At 67.3% G+C, this 15,665-nt stretch carries 13 protein-coding genes and 1 tRNA gene; 10 read left to right on the top strand and 4 right to left on the bottom strand.

All coding sequences use genetic code 11. The features are described from left to right. Position 1: 1 nt before the first annotated feature. The gene (locus tag AB0N75_RS00750) at positions 2-157 is read right to left on the bottom strand and encodes a DUF4177 domain-containing protein (RefSeq protein ID WP_127512922.1); all 156 of its coding nucleotides are present in this window, start codon (positions 155-157) and stop codon (positions 2-4) included. 37 nt (positions 158-194) lie between these two features. Between AB0N75_RS00750 and AB0N75_RS00745 the strand changes: the two genes are divergently transcribed. Then, positions 195-2,450 carry a transglycosylase domain-containing protein gene (locus tag AB0N75_RS00745; RefSeq protein WP_364643702.1) on the top strand — a complete coding sequence of 752 codons (2,256 nt, stop codon included), beginning with the start codon at positions 195-197 and terminating at the stop codon, positions 2,448-2,450. A gap of 2 nt (positions 2,451-2,452) precedes the next feature. Beyond that, complete coding sequence (locus AB0N75_RS00740; RefSeq protein ID WP_364643700.1) at positions 2,453-3,439, top strand: metallophosphoesterase; 987 nt, start codon at positions 2,453-2,455, stop codon at positions 3,437-3,439. Between the two features lie 107 nt (positions 3,440-3,546). Here the strand turns inward: AB0N75_RS00740 and AB0N75_RS00735 are convergent, their stop codons facing one another. Beyond that, positions 3,547-5,430, bottom strand: coding sequence for a DUF222 domain-containing protein (locus AB0N75_RS00735; protein WP_364643697.1), 1,884 nt, complete (start codon positions 5,428-5,430; stop codon positions 3,547-3,549). Between the two features lie 194 nt (positions 5,431-5,624). On the opposite strand from AB0N75_RS00735, the gene AB0N75_RS00730 reads away from it, so the two are divergent. The 5 genes from AB0N75_RS00730 (at position 5,625) to AB0N75_RS00710 (ending at position 11,399) form a co-directional block, all read left to right on the top strand. Beyond that, positions 5,625-7,421 carry an ABC transporter ATP-binding protein gene (locus tag AB0N75_RS00730; protein ID WP_364643694.1) on the top strand — a complete coding sequence of 599 codons (1,797 nt, stop codon included), beginning with the start codon at positions 5,625-5,627 and terminating at the stop codon, positions 7,419-7,421. Continuing rightward, positions 7,418-9,226 (top strand): ABC transporter ATP-binding protein, encoded by a 1,809-nt coding sequence (locus AB0N75_RS00725; protein ID WP_364643692.1) that lies wholly within the window; start codon positions 7,418-7,420, stop codon positions 9,224-9,226. The genes AB0N75_RS00730 and AB0N75_RS00725 overlap by 4 nt, the downstream gene beginning before the upstream one ends. A gap of 103 nt (positions 9,227-9,329) precedes the next feature. Beyond that, positions 9,330-9,406 (top strand) — tRNA-Pro (locus AB0N75_RS00720). A gap of 116 nt (positions 9,407-9,522) precedes the next feature. Then, entirely contained in the window at positions 9,523-10,680 is a 1,158-nt protein-coding gene (locus AB0N75_RS00715) for an FAD-dependent oxidoreductase (protein WP_364643689.1), read from the top strand. A gap of 83 nt (positions 10,681-10,763) precedes the next feature. After that, a complete protein-coding gene (locus AB0N75_RS00710) occupies positions 10,764-11,399 on the top strand; it encodes a hypothetical protein (protein ID WP_364643687.1) in 636 nt (211 codons plus the stop codon). On the opposite strand, the gene AB0N75_RS00705 is transcribed toward AB0N75_RS00710, so the two are convergent. Then, complete coding sequence (locus AB0N75_RS00705) at positions 11,377-12,333, bottom strand: phosphoribosylaminoimidazolesuccinocarboxamide synthase (RefSeq protein ID WP_364643685.1); 957 nt, start codon at positions 12,331-12,333, stop codon at positions 11,377-11,379. The two genes, AB0N75_RS00710 and AB0N75_RS00705, sit on opposite strands and share 23 nt — an antisense overlap. Positions 12,334-12,341: 8 nt before the next feature. Next, a complete protein-coding gene (gene purD, locus AB0N75_RS00700; RefSeq protein ID WP_364643682.1) occupies positions 12,342-13,661 on the bottom strand; it encodes a phosphoribosylamine--glycine ligase in 1,320 nt (439 codons plus the stop codon). A 66-nt stretch (positions 13,662-13,727) separates the two neighbouring features. Here purD and AB0N75_RS00695 point away from each other — a divergent pair, with 66 nt between their 5' ends. From AB0N75_RS00695 to AB0N75_RS00685, 3 genes are read left to right on the top strand one after another with little or no spacing between them, the layout of a single operon-like run. Next, positions 13,728-14,732 (top strand): asparaginase, encoded by a 1,005-nt coding sequence (locus tag AB0N75_RS00695; RefSeq protein ID WP_364643679.1) that lies wholly within the window; start codon positions 13,728-13,730, stop codon positions 14,730-14,732. A 15-nt stretch (positions 14,733-14,747) separates the two neighbouring features. Continuing rightward, complete coding sequence (locus AB0N75_RS00690) at positions 14,748-15,110, top strand: sterol carrier family protein (protein WP_364643676.1); 363 nt, start codon at positions 14,748-14,750, stop codon at positions 15,108-15,110. A 10-nt stretch (positions 15,111-15,120) separates the two neighbouring features. Continuing rightward, complete coding sequence (locus AB0N75_RS00685) at positions 15,121-15,606, top strand: hypothetical protein (protein ID WP_364643673.1); 486 nt, start codon at positions 15,121-15,123, stop codon at positions 15,604-15,606. The last annotated feature ends 59 nt before the right edge of the window (positions 15,607-15,665 follow it).

The raw sequence follows: 15,665 nt of genomic DNA, 5'->3' as shown, positions 1-15,665 counted from the left end.
GCTACTGCTTCTCCCTCTTCAAATAGGCCACCGGGTTGGTCCCGTTCGGGCCCGGGAACACCTGGACGAGCTCCCAACCGTCGTCGCCCCACTGGTCAAGAATCTGCTTGGTCGCGTGGATAATGAGCGGAATTGTCGCGTATTCCCATTTGGTCATGAATGAAAGCCTAGCGCTTGCTTGTAAAGTGGACCCCATGGCCGCTCGCAAATCCCCCTTCTTCGACACTGCGACCACCCTCGGCAAGATCGTTGGCTTCCTGGGTATCAGTGCGCTCTGTGGCGTGCTCGCCGCGGGACTGCTGGTCCCGGCCGCTGCCGTAGCCGGTGTCGGAGCAACCTCCTCAATCGAGTACTTCGACCAGTTGCCGGACGAACTGCAGACGCAGCCGCTGTCCCAGCCGTCGCGGATCCTGTCCTCCGACGGCAAACTGATCGCTACGTTCTACGCCGAAAACCGCGTCCCGGTCAGTCTGGACAAGGTTTCCCCACATATGCAGAACGCCATCACCTCGATCGAGGACGTGCGCTTCTTCGAGCACAACGGCGTGGACCCGCAGGGCATCATGCGCGCGGCTGTGACCAACTTGGCGGGCGGCGATCTGCAGGGAGCGTCCACCCTGACCATGCAGTACGTGAACAACGTGCTCATCGACGCCGGCGCGTCCGAGGGCAAGGGCGCCGAAGAGCTCACCATCAGCGGCACCAAGGACATTGGCGACAAGCTCCGCGAGGCCAAGCTGGCCATCGCCGTCGAAAAGGAATTCAGCAAGGAAGAGATCCTGCAGGGCTACCTGAACATTGTGCTGTTCAGCGGCCAGGTGTACGGGATCGAAGCCGCTGCCAAGACCTTCTTCGGCGTCTCCGCCGCGAAGCTGACCATTCCGCAGTCGGCCATGCTGGCCGGCATGGTGCAGTCGCCGAACTACTTCAACCCGGTGAACAATCCGGAGGCCACGCTGGAGCGGCGCAACACCGTGCTGGCGGCCATGCTCAGCGCCGGCAAGATCACCAAGGCGGAATACGACGAAGCCGTTGCCACCGACTTGGACCTCAATCTCAAGCCCGTCCGTTCCGGCTGTGTGGCGGCCAACTTCGCCGATTACTTCTGCAGCTACGTCCAGCACGCGATCATGCAGTCGGACGCCTTCGGGAAGGACTCCACCGAACGCGCCAAGCTGCTGGCCCGCGGCGGCCTGACCATCAAGACCACGCTCGACTCCCGCCTCCAGAAGGAAGCCCAGAAGCAGATCGAGCAGGAAGTCCCGAAGGGCGATAAGTCCGGTGTTGGTTCCTCCATGGTCTCGGTCGAGCCGGGGACCGGCAAGATCCTGATGATGGCGCAGAACACCAAATACAGCCCCGAAGACGGGGCGGCCAACACCGAGCTGAATTACAACGTAGACGCTGACATGGGCGGCGGCAACGGCTGGCAGCCCGGCTCCACGATGAAGCCCTACACCACCGTCGCCTGGCTGGAAGCGGGCAAGGCGCTCAATGCCTCGGTCGATGCGCGCCGCACCATGTACCCGGCCCAGTACAACTGGCAGGCCAGCTGCCTGCCGCCGGACGCGTGGTTCAGCGAGTGGGACTTCCAGAACGCCCTGCCCGGCTACGAGCGCAGCATGACCGCCAGCCAGGGCCTGACCTGGTCGATCAACTCCGCCACCGCCGCGATGGCCGCGCAGTTGGACCTGTGCGACATCCAGGACGCGGCGACCCGCCTCGGGGTACGCACGGCCACAGACAAAGAGCCGATCAGCATCGAGCACCCGTCCTTCATCATCGGCACCACCAACGTTTCGCCGATGACGATGGCCGCCTCGTTCGCGGCCTTCGCCAATGAAGGTGTTTACTGCAAGCCGATCGCGCTGGCCTCCGTCAAGGACGCCGCGGGCAACAAGTACAAGGTCCCGAAGAAGTCCTGTGACCGGGCGATCTCCAAAGACGTCGCCGCTGCCATCAGCGTCCCGCTGGAAAACCTGGTCAACCTGCGGCTCGGCGGCATCCACCCGATCGGTGTTCCCTCCGCTGCCAAGACCGGCACCACTGACAAGTCCGAGTACACCTGGACCGTGGGCTACACCAAGGGCATCTCCACCGCTTCCTGGGTGGGCAACCCGCACGCTTACAAGTCGATCAACAACATCCCGATCAACGGCGTGACCCGCAGCTACGTTGACGGCGCGACCATCGCCGGCGGCCAGTGGACCGACTACATGGAGAAGGTCGCGGGCTTGTACAAGACCGGAGGCTTCGGCTCCGCGCCCAGCAGCATGCTCTATCCGCCGCAGCCCAAAAAGGTCGAGACCGACAACAAGAGGGACTCGGATTCCGGCGATAACGACGGCGGCGGTGACTCCGACAACGACTCCGGCGGCTCGGACAACGGCAACGGCGGCGGCTCCGACAACGGTGGCGGGAATGGAAACCGTAACGGGAACGACGACTGACCGTGGACGCTGACGCGCTGCGAGCACGGCTCCGCACCGCAGGCAAGCTGACCCTTGGGGCTGCTGCCGCGGGCGGGGCCGCGCTCGTTTACGGCTCAGTCATCGAGCGCAACCTCTTCGGACTGCGCGAAGAAACGCTGCCCATCCTGCCGGCCGGACAGCGGCCACTGAAGATCCTGCACCTGGCCGACATCCATATGTCTCCCGGACAGTCGCTCAAACAGAAGTGGCTGCGGCGACTGGTTGCCCTGGAACCTGATCTGGTGGTCAACACCGGCGACAACCTCAGCCACCGCCACGCCGTGAAGCCCCTGTTGGACTCATTGGCACCGCTGATGGACGTGCCGGGGGTTTTCGTTCCCGGCTCCAACGACTACTACGCCCCGGTGATGAAAAACCCGTTCTCCTACTTCACCGGACCGTCGAAACAGCCCGAGGACTACGGTTCACGGGAGCTGCCGTGGCGCGAAATGCACGCCGCTTTCGGCACCGCCGGCTGGATCGATTTGACCAACCGGAACCAGTCGTTGGTGGTGGGCCGAGTGCGGTTGGACTTCACCGGCGTGGACGATCCGCACCTGCAGCGGGACCGGTACGTGGGCTTTCCCAACGGCTCCAGCTCCGCAGACAGTGCAGCCCATCTGCGCATCGCCGTGACCCACGCGCCGTACCAGCGTGTGCTGGACCAGTTCACCGCCGGGAACGCCGATTTGATCCTTGCCGGACATACTCACGGAGGCCAGGTCTGCCTGCCCGGTTACGGGGCCTTGATCAGCAACTGCGATCTGCCGACCTGGCGCGCCCGTGGCCTGACCTACTGGGATCATCAAGGGCGCAGCGTCCCGTTGAACGTCTCCGCAGGTTTGGGAACGTCCCGGCTGGCTCCGATCCGGTTCGCATGCCGCCCGGAAGCAGTGCTGCTGACGCTGACGCCTTCTCCATCCGCCACCGCCAGGGAAGCCCCCGCCGGAGGGCTCCGGCTCGGCTGAAGGTGCAGCCCGCAGCAGAATAGAGCAGTAGCTGCCGGTTCGAGAATGCACGGCCTGACCGGTACAAGAACGCACAGCCTTTCAGATTGGCGCCGCCCGGATTCACCTCACCGTGCGGCTTGCTCCCGTGGCCGTCCCGTTCGTGGCCCGTGGCGGAGCGGCGGCGGGAGCGGAATCTGGGTTTGCCAGTAGGCGTTTCGCAGTGGTTTGCGGCGCGGATCGATGTAGTCCGGTGGAGTGAACCAAGGGATGCCTTCGAGGACGTTGATTTCCCAGTTGCCTTGCTCGATCAGGTCGTGGTGCAGGCCGCAGAGGCAGACTCCGTTGTTGACGTCGGTCCGGCCGCCGGCCCACCAAGGCACAATGTGGTGTGCCTCGGTCCACAGAGCCGGCATGCTGCAGCCGGGGAAGGCACAGCCTTTGTCCCGCGCTATCAGCGCCTTGCGGATCGCCCGGCTGAAAAAGCGTTGGGCTCTGCCCAGATCCAAAACCTCACCCTTGGAACCGAGGACCGCGGGAATGATTTCGGCGTCGCAGGCCATCCGGCGCACCGTTTTAGCCGAGAGCGACCCGTTGTAGACGGCGCTGCCGCCGCCCGCGACCAGCCCGGCGAGTTGTTCATAACCGCTGGTAACGATCATCTGCGTGCGCAGCCCGCCGGAGTCGGGAAGCTTGTCAACGTTCAGGGCAATACGGCAGGCACCGATCAGGCCGGCTAGAAGCTTCTGCGCCCGGGTGAACTGATCAAGACCCGTTAGGACCAGAGGATCCGCCTCCTCGGGAGCCATCCCTTCGGAGTCAGCGCCTTCTGGGACCTCGCCCTCGGGCCCCCTGCCTTCGGAATCGTGGCCCTCATCGCCGGCTCCTTCTGCGAGGGTGCCTGCGCCTCCAGATGCGGTACCGCGGGTGCCTTCAACCCCGGAGACGCCCGATAGCTCATCTTCTGGTGCGGCGGCGGCCGCTGGTTCTGCGCTTTCGGTGGCTGTGTTTACGGCCGTGCCGGCGTCCCCGTTGTCTCTTGCAGTGACGCCGGTTTCATCGATGGACGCCTGACCAGGGCCGATTGCTGCCGCTTCGATGGCTTCCGGGCAGATGCGAGGGTTCGCGGCGCTGTTCATTACCGTGGCCAGGAGTTCGTACTGGTCGTCAGTGGTGTTGATGACGAACTGGGGCAAGCCCCGCCGTCGTCCGCGGTAGAACATGCCCTGCCGTGCCCGCAGCTCCTCTTCGGACGGTTCGGCGCCGTCCTGGTCCACGGCTGTTTCCCAGTTCCTGGCGACCATCCCCAGCGTGTCAGTGTCGCTTTCAATGGCCTGGGCGACCAGCGAGGCTTCCATCGCCTCCAACGTGCCGCGATCAGCGGCGTGACCGGCCCGGCCGAGGGAATCGGCAATGAGGGCCGCGGCCTGGCCGCTGACGTCCCCACGGGCCATGGCTTCTGCCAGTACGGGCAGATCTGGTGCACCGGCCTCGCCGTCCAGCCTAACCGGGGCGCTCACGGCCTTGCCTACGCGCAGCCGCCGCCCTGCTTCGACGATGCCGATCCCCAGCCACGAGCGCAGGTACTCCGCGTTGTTCCGGAATTCGGTCTTGCGTCGGCGCTGCCGCTTCTCCGACCCAGCGGCATCAGGGCCGCCGGCGCCAGCAGGGCTCCCGGAGGGCTCTCCTCCGCCCGCAGTGATGACTGCAGCCGGATTGGCCCACTCCCCCGCGTTCCCGGGGGCGCAATCATCGGCGAAGGCTGCCGCGTGTGCGGTGGATTCCCCGTTGGCGGCGAGATCAGCGCACTCCACGGCATGCGCGCCCGCTGCCTGCAGGTATTCCAGGGTCTTTGAAACGTCCTCGACCGCCGCCACCCTGTTGGCCAGATCCCGGTTGGACAGCATCGGCGCTTCCGCTACAAAGCGGTCAGCAATGTCTTGCAGCACGGCGCGCACCTCGGCCAGAGACGTGTCCGTCTCCTCGGTCGGGTCCATCACTCCAAGCGCCATACCACGATTTTATTAGCACGTGTCTTCGACCCCTAGCGATAATCCGCAATGTGTAGGAGTAGTGAGCGCTAGCCGGGGCAGCCAGAGAAGCAGGGCGTGGGCCCCGAGGGTGACCGGCACCTCACTCGGCTCGTTAGGATAGTTGCTGCGGTGCACAAGGCACCAGTGACGAACCCACGCGATGAATCGATGAAATGACCGAGCTTTCCCTCTGGCGGACCATTGCCAGGCTCAAGGACTATGTACGGCCCATCCTGCCCCGGCTGATCCTGGGATTCTTCAGCGCCCTCGGTGCCAGCCTCGTGGCCTTGGCCATTCCGCAGGTGCTCCGCGGGCTCGTCGACACCATCCACACCGGAGGCGCCCCCTCCGAAGTCTGGGGTCCCGCCGTCGTCATTGCCGTGCTTGGCCTGGCCGAAGCGGGCCTGGTGTACCTGCGGCGCGTATTCGCGATCGCGCCGGCCACGGATGTGGAGATGGGCATGCGCACCCGCTTCTACAAGCATGTGCAGCACTTGCCGGCCGCCTTCCACGACCGGTGGGGATCGGGCCAGCTGCTTTCCCGGACGATGGCCGACCTGGGCCTGATCCGCCGCTGGCTGGCGTTCGGATCACTGATGCTGGTGGTCTCCTTCGTGACGGTGGTCGTGGGCCTCATGCTCATGTTCGCGCTGAACCAACTGCTGGGACTGATCTTCCTGGTCGCTGCCGTGCCGCTGGTCTGGCAGGGGTTCCGCTTCCGCACGGCGTTCGGCGCCTCCTCCCGGCTCAGCCAGGACCAGGCCGGGGACCTGGCCACCACGGTGGAGGAATCGGTGCACGGCATCCGCGTGCTCAAGGCCTTCGGCCGGGGCCCGTACGCACTGGACAACTTCCACGGGCAGGCGGAAGAACTGCGCCAGACCGAGCTGGCCAAGGCCCGCACGCTGTCCAAGTTCCTGGCCACCGTCGTTTCGCTGCCGGACCTGGTGCTGGGCGCCGCCCTGGTCATCGGCATCATCCAAGTTGCCGGCGGGCACATGACCGTGGGCGAGCTGGTCGCCTTCTTTGCCACCGCCGCGGTGGTGGCCGGGCCGGTGGAAGCGATCGGATCCCTGATGGGCATGACGCTGACGGCCAAGACGGCCCTGGACCGGCACTTCGATGTGATGGACACCGAAAACACCATCACGGATCCGGAAGAACCGCAGCCGGCTGGCTCCGTCCGCGGGGACCTGCGCCTGGCCGGCGTGGTCTTTCGCTATCCGGATGCCGGGCCGGGCACGGCACCGGTCCTCGACGGCGTGGACCTGCACGTGCGCGCCGGCGAAACTATGGCGCTGGTGGGCGTGACCGGCTCGGGCAAGAGCACGCTGCTGCAACTTGTCCCCCGCCTCTATGACGTTTCCGCCGGCACCGTGCTTCTGGACGGTACGGACATCCGCCGCTTACCGCTCACCGAGCTGCGCAGCCACGTATCGGTGGCCTTCGAAGACTCCACGCTGTTCTCCACCTCCGTTCGGGAGAATGTGCTGCTGGGCGCCCGGCCCGGCGGCGAAAATCCGGGCGAGCTGCTGGCCCGTGCGCTTGAGGTGGCACAGGCCCAGTTCGCCTACGATCTGCCGCACGGGGTGGACACGAAGATCGGTGAGGAAGGGCTGAGCCTTTCCGGCGGCCAGCGTCAGCGGATCGCGCTCGCCCGGGCCATTGCGGCCCGCCCGGCCGTACTGGTGCTGGATGACCCGCTCTCGGCCCTGGACGTGCGGACCGAAGAAGCGGTGACGCACCGGCTGCGCCAGGAGCTGCAGGGTACGACGACCCTGATTGTGGCCCACCGGCCCTCGACCGTGGCACTGGCGGACCGGGTGGCTTTACTGCAGGCCGGGCGCATCGCCGCCGTCGGCACCCACTCCGAGCTGCTGCGGACCAACGAACACTACCGCTACGTGATCGCCTCGCTGGCGGCCGAGCCCTCCGTCGAAGACGTCCTGGACGCGAAGGAATCCCGATGAGTTCCATGACCGGGGTCGCGGGCGAAGACAACATCAACCTGGACAAGGCCGACCGCAAAGCCGTCCGCCGGCGGTCGCTGCACCTGCTGGGCGAGCTGGTCGCCCCGCACCGGCGGCTGTTCGCGCTGTCCATAGTGCTGGTGGTGGTCAGCAATGCCGCCCGCGCGGCCGGCCCGGTGCTGGTGGCCTTCGGCATCAACAATGCCCTGCCGGCCTTGACCGGCGGCGACGCTGGCCCGCTGATGCTGGTGGCCGCCGCCTACGCGGCGATCGCGATCGCCGGCGGCACACTGCTGGCTGCCTACACCTATGTCACCGCCCGGCTCAGCCAGGCCATGCTGCTGGCCCTGCGCGTGCGGGTTTTCCGGCACACCCAGCGGCTCAGTCTGGAGTTCCACGAAACCTACACGTCCGGCCGGATCATCTCCCGGCAGACCTCTGATCTGGAAGCGCTGCGGGAACTGCTGGACAACGGCGTCACCCAGCTGACCTCCGGGGTGATGTTCATGGTTTTCACCGCCATCAGCATCGTCGGCCTGGATTGGAAGAGCGGCGTGATCATCCTGGTCGCCGCCATTCCCATCGCCTTCGTCACCCGGTGGTACCAAAAGGGGTCGGAGCTGGCCAACCGCGCGTCCCGGGTGGTCTCGGCCCGGCTGATCGTGCACTTCGTGGAGACCATGACCGGCATCCGGGCGGTCAAGGCCTTCCGCCGCGAGCGGGACAACGCCGCCCGGTTCGACGAGCTGGCCGGCGACTACCGCCGGGCCACCCTGCGTAACATCAAGTACTTCGGCGTGCTCCAGCCGGCATTGAACGGGATCGGCAACCTGACCGTGGCCGCGGTGCTGCTGATCGGCGGCTTCCGCGTGCTGGACGGCGACCTGGCCATCGGCACGCTGGTGGCGGTGCTGCTGGCCACCAAACAGGTCTTCCGCCCCACCGAACAGATCGCCATGTTCTACAGCTCGTTCCAAGCCGCCTCGTCGGCGCTGGAAAAGGTCTCCGGGTTGCTGGAAGAGGAACCCACAGTGGTTCCGCCGGCGACGCCGATCCCGCTCAAGAATGCCCGCGGCGCCATCCGGTTCCGCGACGCAACCTTCGGTTACGGCGACGGCCGGGTGGTGCTGCCGAAACTGAACCTGGACATCCCCGCCGGCCAGACCATCGCCGTCGTTGGGCAGACCGGAGCCGGCAAGTCCACGGTCGCCAAACTGATCGCCCGCTTCTACGACCTGACCTCTGGCTCGCTCACCCTGGACGGCGTAGAGCTGCGGCAACTGTCCAACGAGGACCTGCGCCGCGCCGTCGTCATGGTCACGCAGGAGGCGTTCCTGTTCAGCGGCAGCGTCGCGGAGAACATTGCCCTGGGCAACCCGCAGGCCAGCCGCGAGCAGATCGAAGCTGCCGCCCGCGCCGTCGGCGCCCACGAGTTCATCCTGTCCCTGCCGGAGGGCTACGACACCGACGTGAACAAGCGCGGCGGCCGCGTCTCCGCGGGCCAGCGGCAGCTGGTCTCCTTCGCCCGCGCTTTCCTGGCGGACCCTGCCGTGCTGATCCTGGATGAAGCCACCGCCTCGCTGGACGTCCCGAGCGAGCGCCAGGTCCAGGAAGGCTTGCAGACGTTGCTCGGCAACCGCACCGCGCTGATCATCGCGCACCGGCTGTCCACCGTGGAGATCGCCGACCGCGTGCTGGTGATCCATGACGGCCAGGTGGTGGAGGACGGGTCCCCCGCGGAGCTGATCGCCGGCAGCGGCCGCTTCGCGCAGCTGCACGCCGCGTGGAAGGATTCGCTGATCTGATCCGGACGGGCAGCCTGACGCCGATTTCTCGTTTCGGACCTGTCTCCGCTATCCTTGAACAGTTGCTTTCGCGGTCATCATAACGACGGCGGGGCACCGATATCGGGGTGTGGCGCAGCTTGGTAGCGCGCGTCGTTCGGGACGACGAGGTCGCAGGTTCAAATCCTGTCACCCCGACCAGATAAGAACTCCCGCTGCTCTTCGGAGCGGCGGGAGTTCTTGCTTTTCCGCCTCCCGACCCGATTTGTACCGCCGGGAAGTTGTGAACCCGCCCCAAAAGCGGGAAGTATGGACCCATGGCTTCTCAGCAGCGCTCGGCGCTCATCGTAGGGGCCGGAATCGCCGGACTCGCCACTGCGCGGGCCTTGCAGCGAACCGGCTGGAAAGTCCATGTGGTCGAACGCTCCGGAACGCTGCAGCCGATAGGTACCGGAATAACCATCTGGGCCAACGGGACGCGGGCCTTGGAGCGCCTCGGTTTGCTCGGCGCCTTCCAGGACGCCTCGCTGCCGGTCGGCGGCAGCTCCCACGACCAGTTCGGCAATGTGCTCGCCAGCTTCAGCAGCGATGACATGCGCCACCGCTACGGCCATCCGCTGCGGGCGATCCACCGCTCGGACCTCACCACGCTGCTGAACGACTCGTTGTACGTCAACACCGTCCACCTGGGCCTGCAGGCAGTCAAGTTCCGCCGCGATCCGCACGGCGGGACCGTCATGCTGAACAACGGTGGCAGCATGCACGCCGACCTGGTGATCGGCGCCGACGGCCTGCGCTCGCTGGTCCGGCACGACCTGGTGGGCGACGGCGCCCCCCGTCCCTCCGGCATCACCGCGATGCGCGCCGTCTGCCCCATCGGCGACCTGGATCCGGACTGGCTCCCGTGGGGCGAGTCGTGGGGCAACGGAGAGGTCTTCGGCATGGTCCCGCTGCCCGGCGGCCTGGTCTACTGGTATGCCACCATGCCGAATGCGGCGTTGGCGCAGGACGGCGACGTCCTCTGGCGCACCCTGGCACTGCAGCGCTTCGAGCGTTGGCACCCGGCCATCCGCGGGGTCATCCTCGCCACCAAGAGCCAGGACATCATGGCCCACGAGCTCTTCGACCGGAAGCCGGTCCTGGCTTGGTCCGGCAGCCATGCCACGCTGGTCGGCGATGCCGCGCACCCCATGCTGCCGTTCCTCGGCCAGGGTGCGGGCCAGGCCCTCGAGGACGCCGTCGCGCTGGCCGATGCGCTGGCCGCCGATTGGAACATCACCACGGCCCTGCGCAGCTATGAACAGGCGCGGGCACCCCACGCGGCCAAGGTGGTGAAGGGCTCCCGCAAAATGGCAAGCATGGCCCGGGAGCAGAAGCCCTGGAAGCAAAAACTCCAACGCTCGGTGATCAGCATGTTGCCGCAGGCAGTGGTTCACCGGCAGTTGGACGACGTCGTCGGCCGGGTCAAGAGCTGATCCGGCACGCACCGGCTGATGACCATTGACTGAAGCCCTCGTCCGTACTGCAATAGAGGTAACTCCGTCCCGCAGGGGTGCAGATGTTCCTCGCACAGTTCGCGCAGCTGGCAGTGGCCACCGTGGTGCTGGCGGCTGTGGTTTTCCTGACCTCTTACGCGGTGGAACGCGGCCTGCGCCGCTCCCCTGATGCCGATACGGCGTTCTGGTACTGCTTTTCCGGGCTCTGCTGCGCGCTGACCGTGGTGCTCGCCGCCGCTGCGCTTTTCCCGGCAGCCGTGCCGCTCTGGCTGCTGCTCGCCGCCGGTTGCGCCGCACCCGCCGTCTGGCGGATTACCCGCCGGGCCTCCGCGGCCGTCCGCTATCAGGACACGCGCGACTGGCATGAAGCGGCCGCCCGCCACGACGCGGCCCGAACCCGCTGGCTGGCGTACGAATTGGATCCAGCCCTGGTCATCGACTACCCGGATATGTCCGACGTCTTGCAGCCGGAGACGGCGGCCATGCTCCGCGCCATGAAACGCGCCGATGCGCTGCGTTCCCTGGGTCCGGATAACGACGGCGGTGCCGGCGCTTATCCAACGGCGGTCGCCGAAGCCACGGCCCGCCTCACGGCGGCCGAGCGGGCAGCGGGCCGCCCGCCGGAAACCGGCCTGCAGGGCCCGCTCCCGGAAACCGGCCGAGATTTCCTGCCGGTCAGGCGAACGTCCGGCCGGTGAGCCGCTCGTAGGCTTCCACGTAGCGGGCCCTGGTTTTCTGCACGATCTCCTCCGGCAGCGCCGGCGGCGGGGTGTCCGACTTCCGGTCCCAGCCCGAGGCCGGCGAGGTCAGCCAGTCCCGCACGAACTGCTTGTCGAAGGATGGCTGCGCCTTGCCCGGTTCGTACGTGTCTGCATCCCAGAACCGGGAGGAGTCAGGAGTCAGCACCTCGTCGCCCAAGGTGATGTCCCCCGTCGTCGGATCGATGCCGAACTCCACCTTGGTGTCAGCCAGGATGATGCCGCGTCCGCGGGCAATCTCCTCGGCGCGGGTATAGATCGCCAGGGTCAGCTCGCGCAGCCGGCCGGCGGTCTCCGCCCCCACGGTCTGGACCACGGCTTCGTAGGTGATGTTCTCGTCGTGCTCCCCGACCTCAGCCTTGGCCGACGGGGTGAAGATGGCCGGCTCCAGCCGGGAGCCGTCCACCAGGCCCGCGGGCAGCGGAAGCTCGCAGACCGTCTGGGACTGCCGGTACTCCTCCAGCCCGGATCCGGTCAGATAACCACGGGCGATGCATTCCACCGGGAACATGTCCAGCTTCTTGCAGACCATCGCCCGGCCGGCGACGGCTTCGGGCACATCCGTGGACACCACATGGTTGGCTATCGGGCTGTCTCCCGCGGAGAGTTGTTCGAACCACCAGAGGCTCAACTGCGTGAGGATGCGGCCCTTGTCCGGGATCTCGCTGGAAAGCACATGGTCGAAGGCGCTGATCCGGTCGCTCGCCACCACCAGGACGGTGTCGTTGCGCTGGTCCAGCAGGCCTTCGGCGGCGATGTCCTCGCTGGAGGTCTCCACCGGCTGGGCCGCGGCCGGCACATACAGGTCGCGGACCTTGCCGGAGTAGACATGCTTCCAGCCGGGCAGTTCCAACACGTCGGGGGCGAATGCCATGGCGTTCCTTAGTCTCTCTGTGCTTCGGCCTGGGGCAGGGCGTGCGTGGCCGGTTCGGGCACGGTTACGTCGCCCTGGGCTGCCAATAAAGCAATGTCGCTGCGGAACTGCGAGCCCTCGAGGCCGATGGTGCCGATGCCTTCGTAGGCCCGTTCGCGGGCTTCCACCAGGTCTTCGCCCAGGGCGACGACGGCGAGCACCCGCCCGCCGGCGCTGGTCACCTTGCCGTTCTCGTCCAGCGCCGTTCCGGCGTGGATCACATACACGTCGTCCAGGGCGTTGGCCTTCTTCAGGCCGCGAATCCGGTCGCCGGTGCGGGGCGTGTCCGGGTAATTCTCCGAGGCCAGCACCACGGCCACCGCGGACCGCTTGGACCACACCAACTGTTCGGCGTCGTCCAGCTCACCCTTGGCCGCGGCCAGCAGCAGTCCGCCCAGCGGGGTCCGCAGCCGGGCCAGCACGGCCTGGGTTTCCGGATCGCCGAAACGGGCGTTGAACTCGATGACGCGTACTCCGCGCCGGGTTACGGCCAGGCCGCAGAACAGCACGCCGACGAACGGGGTACCGCGGTTGGCCATCTCGCGGATCGTGGGCAGGGCAACCCGGTCCATCACTTCATCGACGAATCCGGCCGGCAGCCAGGGCAGCGGCGTGTAGGCACCCATGCCGCCGGTGTTCGGGCCTTCGTCGCCGTCGAAAATCCGTTTGAAGTCCTGCGCGGGCACCAGCGGGATGGCGCGTTCGCCGTCGGAAATCACAAACAGGGAGACTTCCGGGCCGTCCAGGAATTCCTCGATCACCACGGAGCCGCCGGCGTCGAAGCAGGCCTGGGCATGGGCGAGCGCGGCATCGCGGTCCCCGGTCACCACCACACCCTTGCCGGCAGCCAGCCCGTCGTCCTTGACCACGTACGGAGCGCCGAACGTATCCAGGGCCTCGGCTGCTTCCTCTGCATTGGTGGCAACATGCGCCATGGCGGTGGGCACATTCGCCGCGGCCATCACCTGCTTGGCAAAGGCCTTGGAGCCCTCCAACCGGGCGGCTTCCTTGCTGGGGCCGAACACCGGGATCCCGGCCGCGCGCAACGGGTCCGCCACGCCTGCGGCCAGCGGCGCCTCCGGGCCCACCACCACCAAGTCGGATTCCAGCCGTTGGGCCAGCGCCGTGACGGCGGCCGGATCGCTGGCGTCCACCTTGTGGGTGGGCACGATCTGCGCGATGCCGGCGTTTCCCGGGGCCGCATGGACCTCGGTCACCAACGGGTCGGCCAACAGGGAACGGATTATTGCGTGCTCGCGGCCACCGGGGCCGATCACAAGTACCTTCACAAAGAACTACCCTACTTGGCGCGGGGCGGAGCCTCGAAGTTGTTGCGCCGGACCTAAACTAAGTCCATGCCCGAGACATTCAAAGCCGCGGATGCCGTGGAACTGGCCGTCGTTGAACGCAACGGTTTCATCGAATCCCGCCATCTGGGCTCCGCCGTCGTGATGGCCGCGGACGGCACCGTGGTGACCGAACTCGGCGACATCACCGCCCCGATCTTCCCCCGCTCCACGCTCAAGCCCTTCCAGGCCCTGGCCGCGATGCAGTCCGGCGTTCCGCTGCGCGGCGACCAGGTGGCCCTGGCCTGTGCCAGCCACGTGGGATCACTGGAGCACATGGACGTGGTGGAGGGCATGCTCAAGGCCGCCGGCCTGACCGACGCCGATCTGCGCTGCCCGCCGGCCTGGCCGCAGGACGAACAGGCGCGCGGCTGGCTGGTCCGCACCGACCGGGGCCAGCAGCGGCTGGCCTTCAACTGCTCCGGCAAGCACGCCGCCTTCCTGTGGGCCTGCGTGGAGAACGGCTGGAACACCCGCAACTACCTGGAGCCGAACCACCCGCTCCAGCGCCGGGTGATGGAAGTCCTTGAGGAATACGCCGAAGAGAAGATCGAACACATCGCCGTCGACGGCTGCGGCGCCCCCGCGCCTGCGCTGTCCCTGACCGGCCTCGCCCGGGGCATCGGCAAGCTGGCCAAGGCCCCGGCGGACAAGAACGCCGATGCCCGCGCGGCCACCATCGCCACCGCCATGCTGGACTACCCGTGGGCGGTCCACGGGTACGGCCAGGAGAACACCGTGGTGATGCAGGAACTGGAGATCATCGCCAAGTTCGGCGCCGAAGGCGTGATCGTGATGGGTACGGAGTCGGGGGTCTCGGTAGCGGTGAAGATCCTTGACGGCAGCTCCCGTGCCGGCTCGCTGATCGCGCTGACCTTGCTGGCCGCCTGCGACGCCATCGACGTGGACAAGGTCGGCGCGGTGTTGGAGGACGTGGTCAAGCCGGTGCTCGGCGGCGGCCAGCCTGTTGGCCGGCTCCGGCTGGCACCGCCCATGGTCGCCCTGCTGGACTGAGCCGGGGCACCAGCAATGGGAGTACGACGCCGGATCGCGGCGGAAGAGGGCAACGCCGCCTTGGCTGCGTGGCGGGCGGGCGCCACCGACCGGAAGACCACTGCTACGGCGGTGCGGTACGCGCTGGAGGAACTTTCCGAGCGCGCTCCCGGCAACAGCGTGGAAGTACGGGTGCCGCCGTTCGGCGTCGCCCAGTGCATCGAAGGTCCGCGGCATACCCGCGGCACACCCCCCAACGTGGTGGAAACCGACCCCGTCACATGGCTGGCCCTGGTGACGGGTGCGCTGGGGTGGGACAGCGCCGTCGCCGAGGGCAAGGTCGCCGCCTCCGGCCTGCGGGCCGGGCTGGCGGATAGGCTGCCACTCTTCGCCCGGTAGGCTGGAACGTATGACCTCTGAGCAAGAACCGGCCCGCGACCACCGGCAGGCTGAGCCGGAAAGCCGGGACGTCACCGTCCGCCGGGCACCGAAATTCGTGCCCTTCGTCCTCATCTGGGCGCTGCTGGGCGTCATTGCCGCCGCCATCTCCGCCTACACCGGCCCGGAGAACCCCGACTTCACCCGCGGCACCATTTTCGCCTTCCTGGCCGTGCTGTTCGCGCTGGCCGGCGTGCTGATCGGATCGCTGCTGTTCCTGGTCATCGACCGGGTCAGCGTCAAGCGCGCCAAACCGGCGACGGCCGTTGCCGAGCCCGGGCAGGACGCCTCCGCAGGCCCCGTGTCGGACGACGGCCACTCGGCCGCTCCGGGTCTCGGCCAGCCCGCCGCCCCCGCGGACCGCCATGAAGTGCCCGGCGAGCCCGCGCAGCGGGACGGCGGCACCGCTGCCGGCGGCGAACCAGACGGCGAAGCCGAAGGCGAACGCCGGGCGTAACCTGCCGGCCAGGGGCCGTAATTCCCATCACCTCGGTGATGCTGCCCGCCGGGCACATG

Origin of the sequence: Arthrobacter sp. NPDC089319, assembly GCF_040684925.1 — a bacterium.
Taxonomy (GTDB): Bacteria; Actinomycetota; Actinomycetes; order Actinomycetales; family Micrococcaceae; genus Crystallibacter.
The sequence above is the reverse complement of the archived record's forward strand: the minus strand, read 5'-3'. Positions and strand labels throughout refer to the sequence as shown.

Coding starts and splice junctions, on each gene's coding strand:
- AB0N75_RS00735 (WP_364643697.1), bottom strand. CDS start 5,430: ATGGCGCTTGGAGTGATGGACCCGACCGAGGAGACGGACACGTCTCTG.
- AB0N75_RS00730 (WP_364643694.1), top strand. CDS start 5,625: ATGACCGAGCTTTCCCTCTGGCGGACCATTGCCAGGCTCAAGGACTAT.
- AB0N75_RS00705 (WP_364643685.1), bottom strand. CDS start 12,333: ATGGCATTCGCCCCCGACGTGTTGGAACTGCCCGGCTGGAAGCATGTC.
- AB0N75_RS00690 (WP_364643676.1), top strand. CDS start 14,748: ATGGGAGTACGACGCCGGATCGCGGCGGAAGAGGGCAACGCCGCCTTG.
- AB0N75_RS00745 (WP_364643702.1), top strand. CDS start 195: ATGGCCGCTCGCAAATCCCCCTTCTTCGACACTGCGACCACCCTCGGC.
- AB0N75_RS00715 (WP_364643689.1), top strand. CDS start 9,523: ATGGCTTCTCAGCAGCGCTCGGCGCTCATCGTAGGGGCCGGAATCGCC.
- AB0N75_RS00685 (WP_364643673.1), top strand. CDS start 15,121: ATGACCTCTGAGCAAGAACCGGCCCGCGACCACCGGCAGGCTGAGCCG.
- AB0N75_RS00695 (WP_364643679.1), top strand. CDS start 13,728: ATGCCCGAGACATTCAAAGCCGCGGATGCCGTGGAACTGGCCGTCGTT.
- AB0N75_RS00710 (WP_364643687.1), top strand. CDS start 10,764: ATGTTCCTCGCACAGTTCGCGCAGCTGGCAGTGGCCACCGTGGTGCTG.
- AB0N75_RS00750 (WP_127512922.1), bottom strand. CDS start 157: ATGACCAAATGGGAATACGCGACAATTCCGCTCATTATCCACGCGACC.
- AB0N75_RS00725 (WP_364643692.1), top strand. CDS start 7,418: ATGAGTTCCATGACCGGGGTCGCGGGCGAAGACAACATCAACCTGGAC.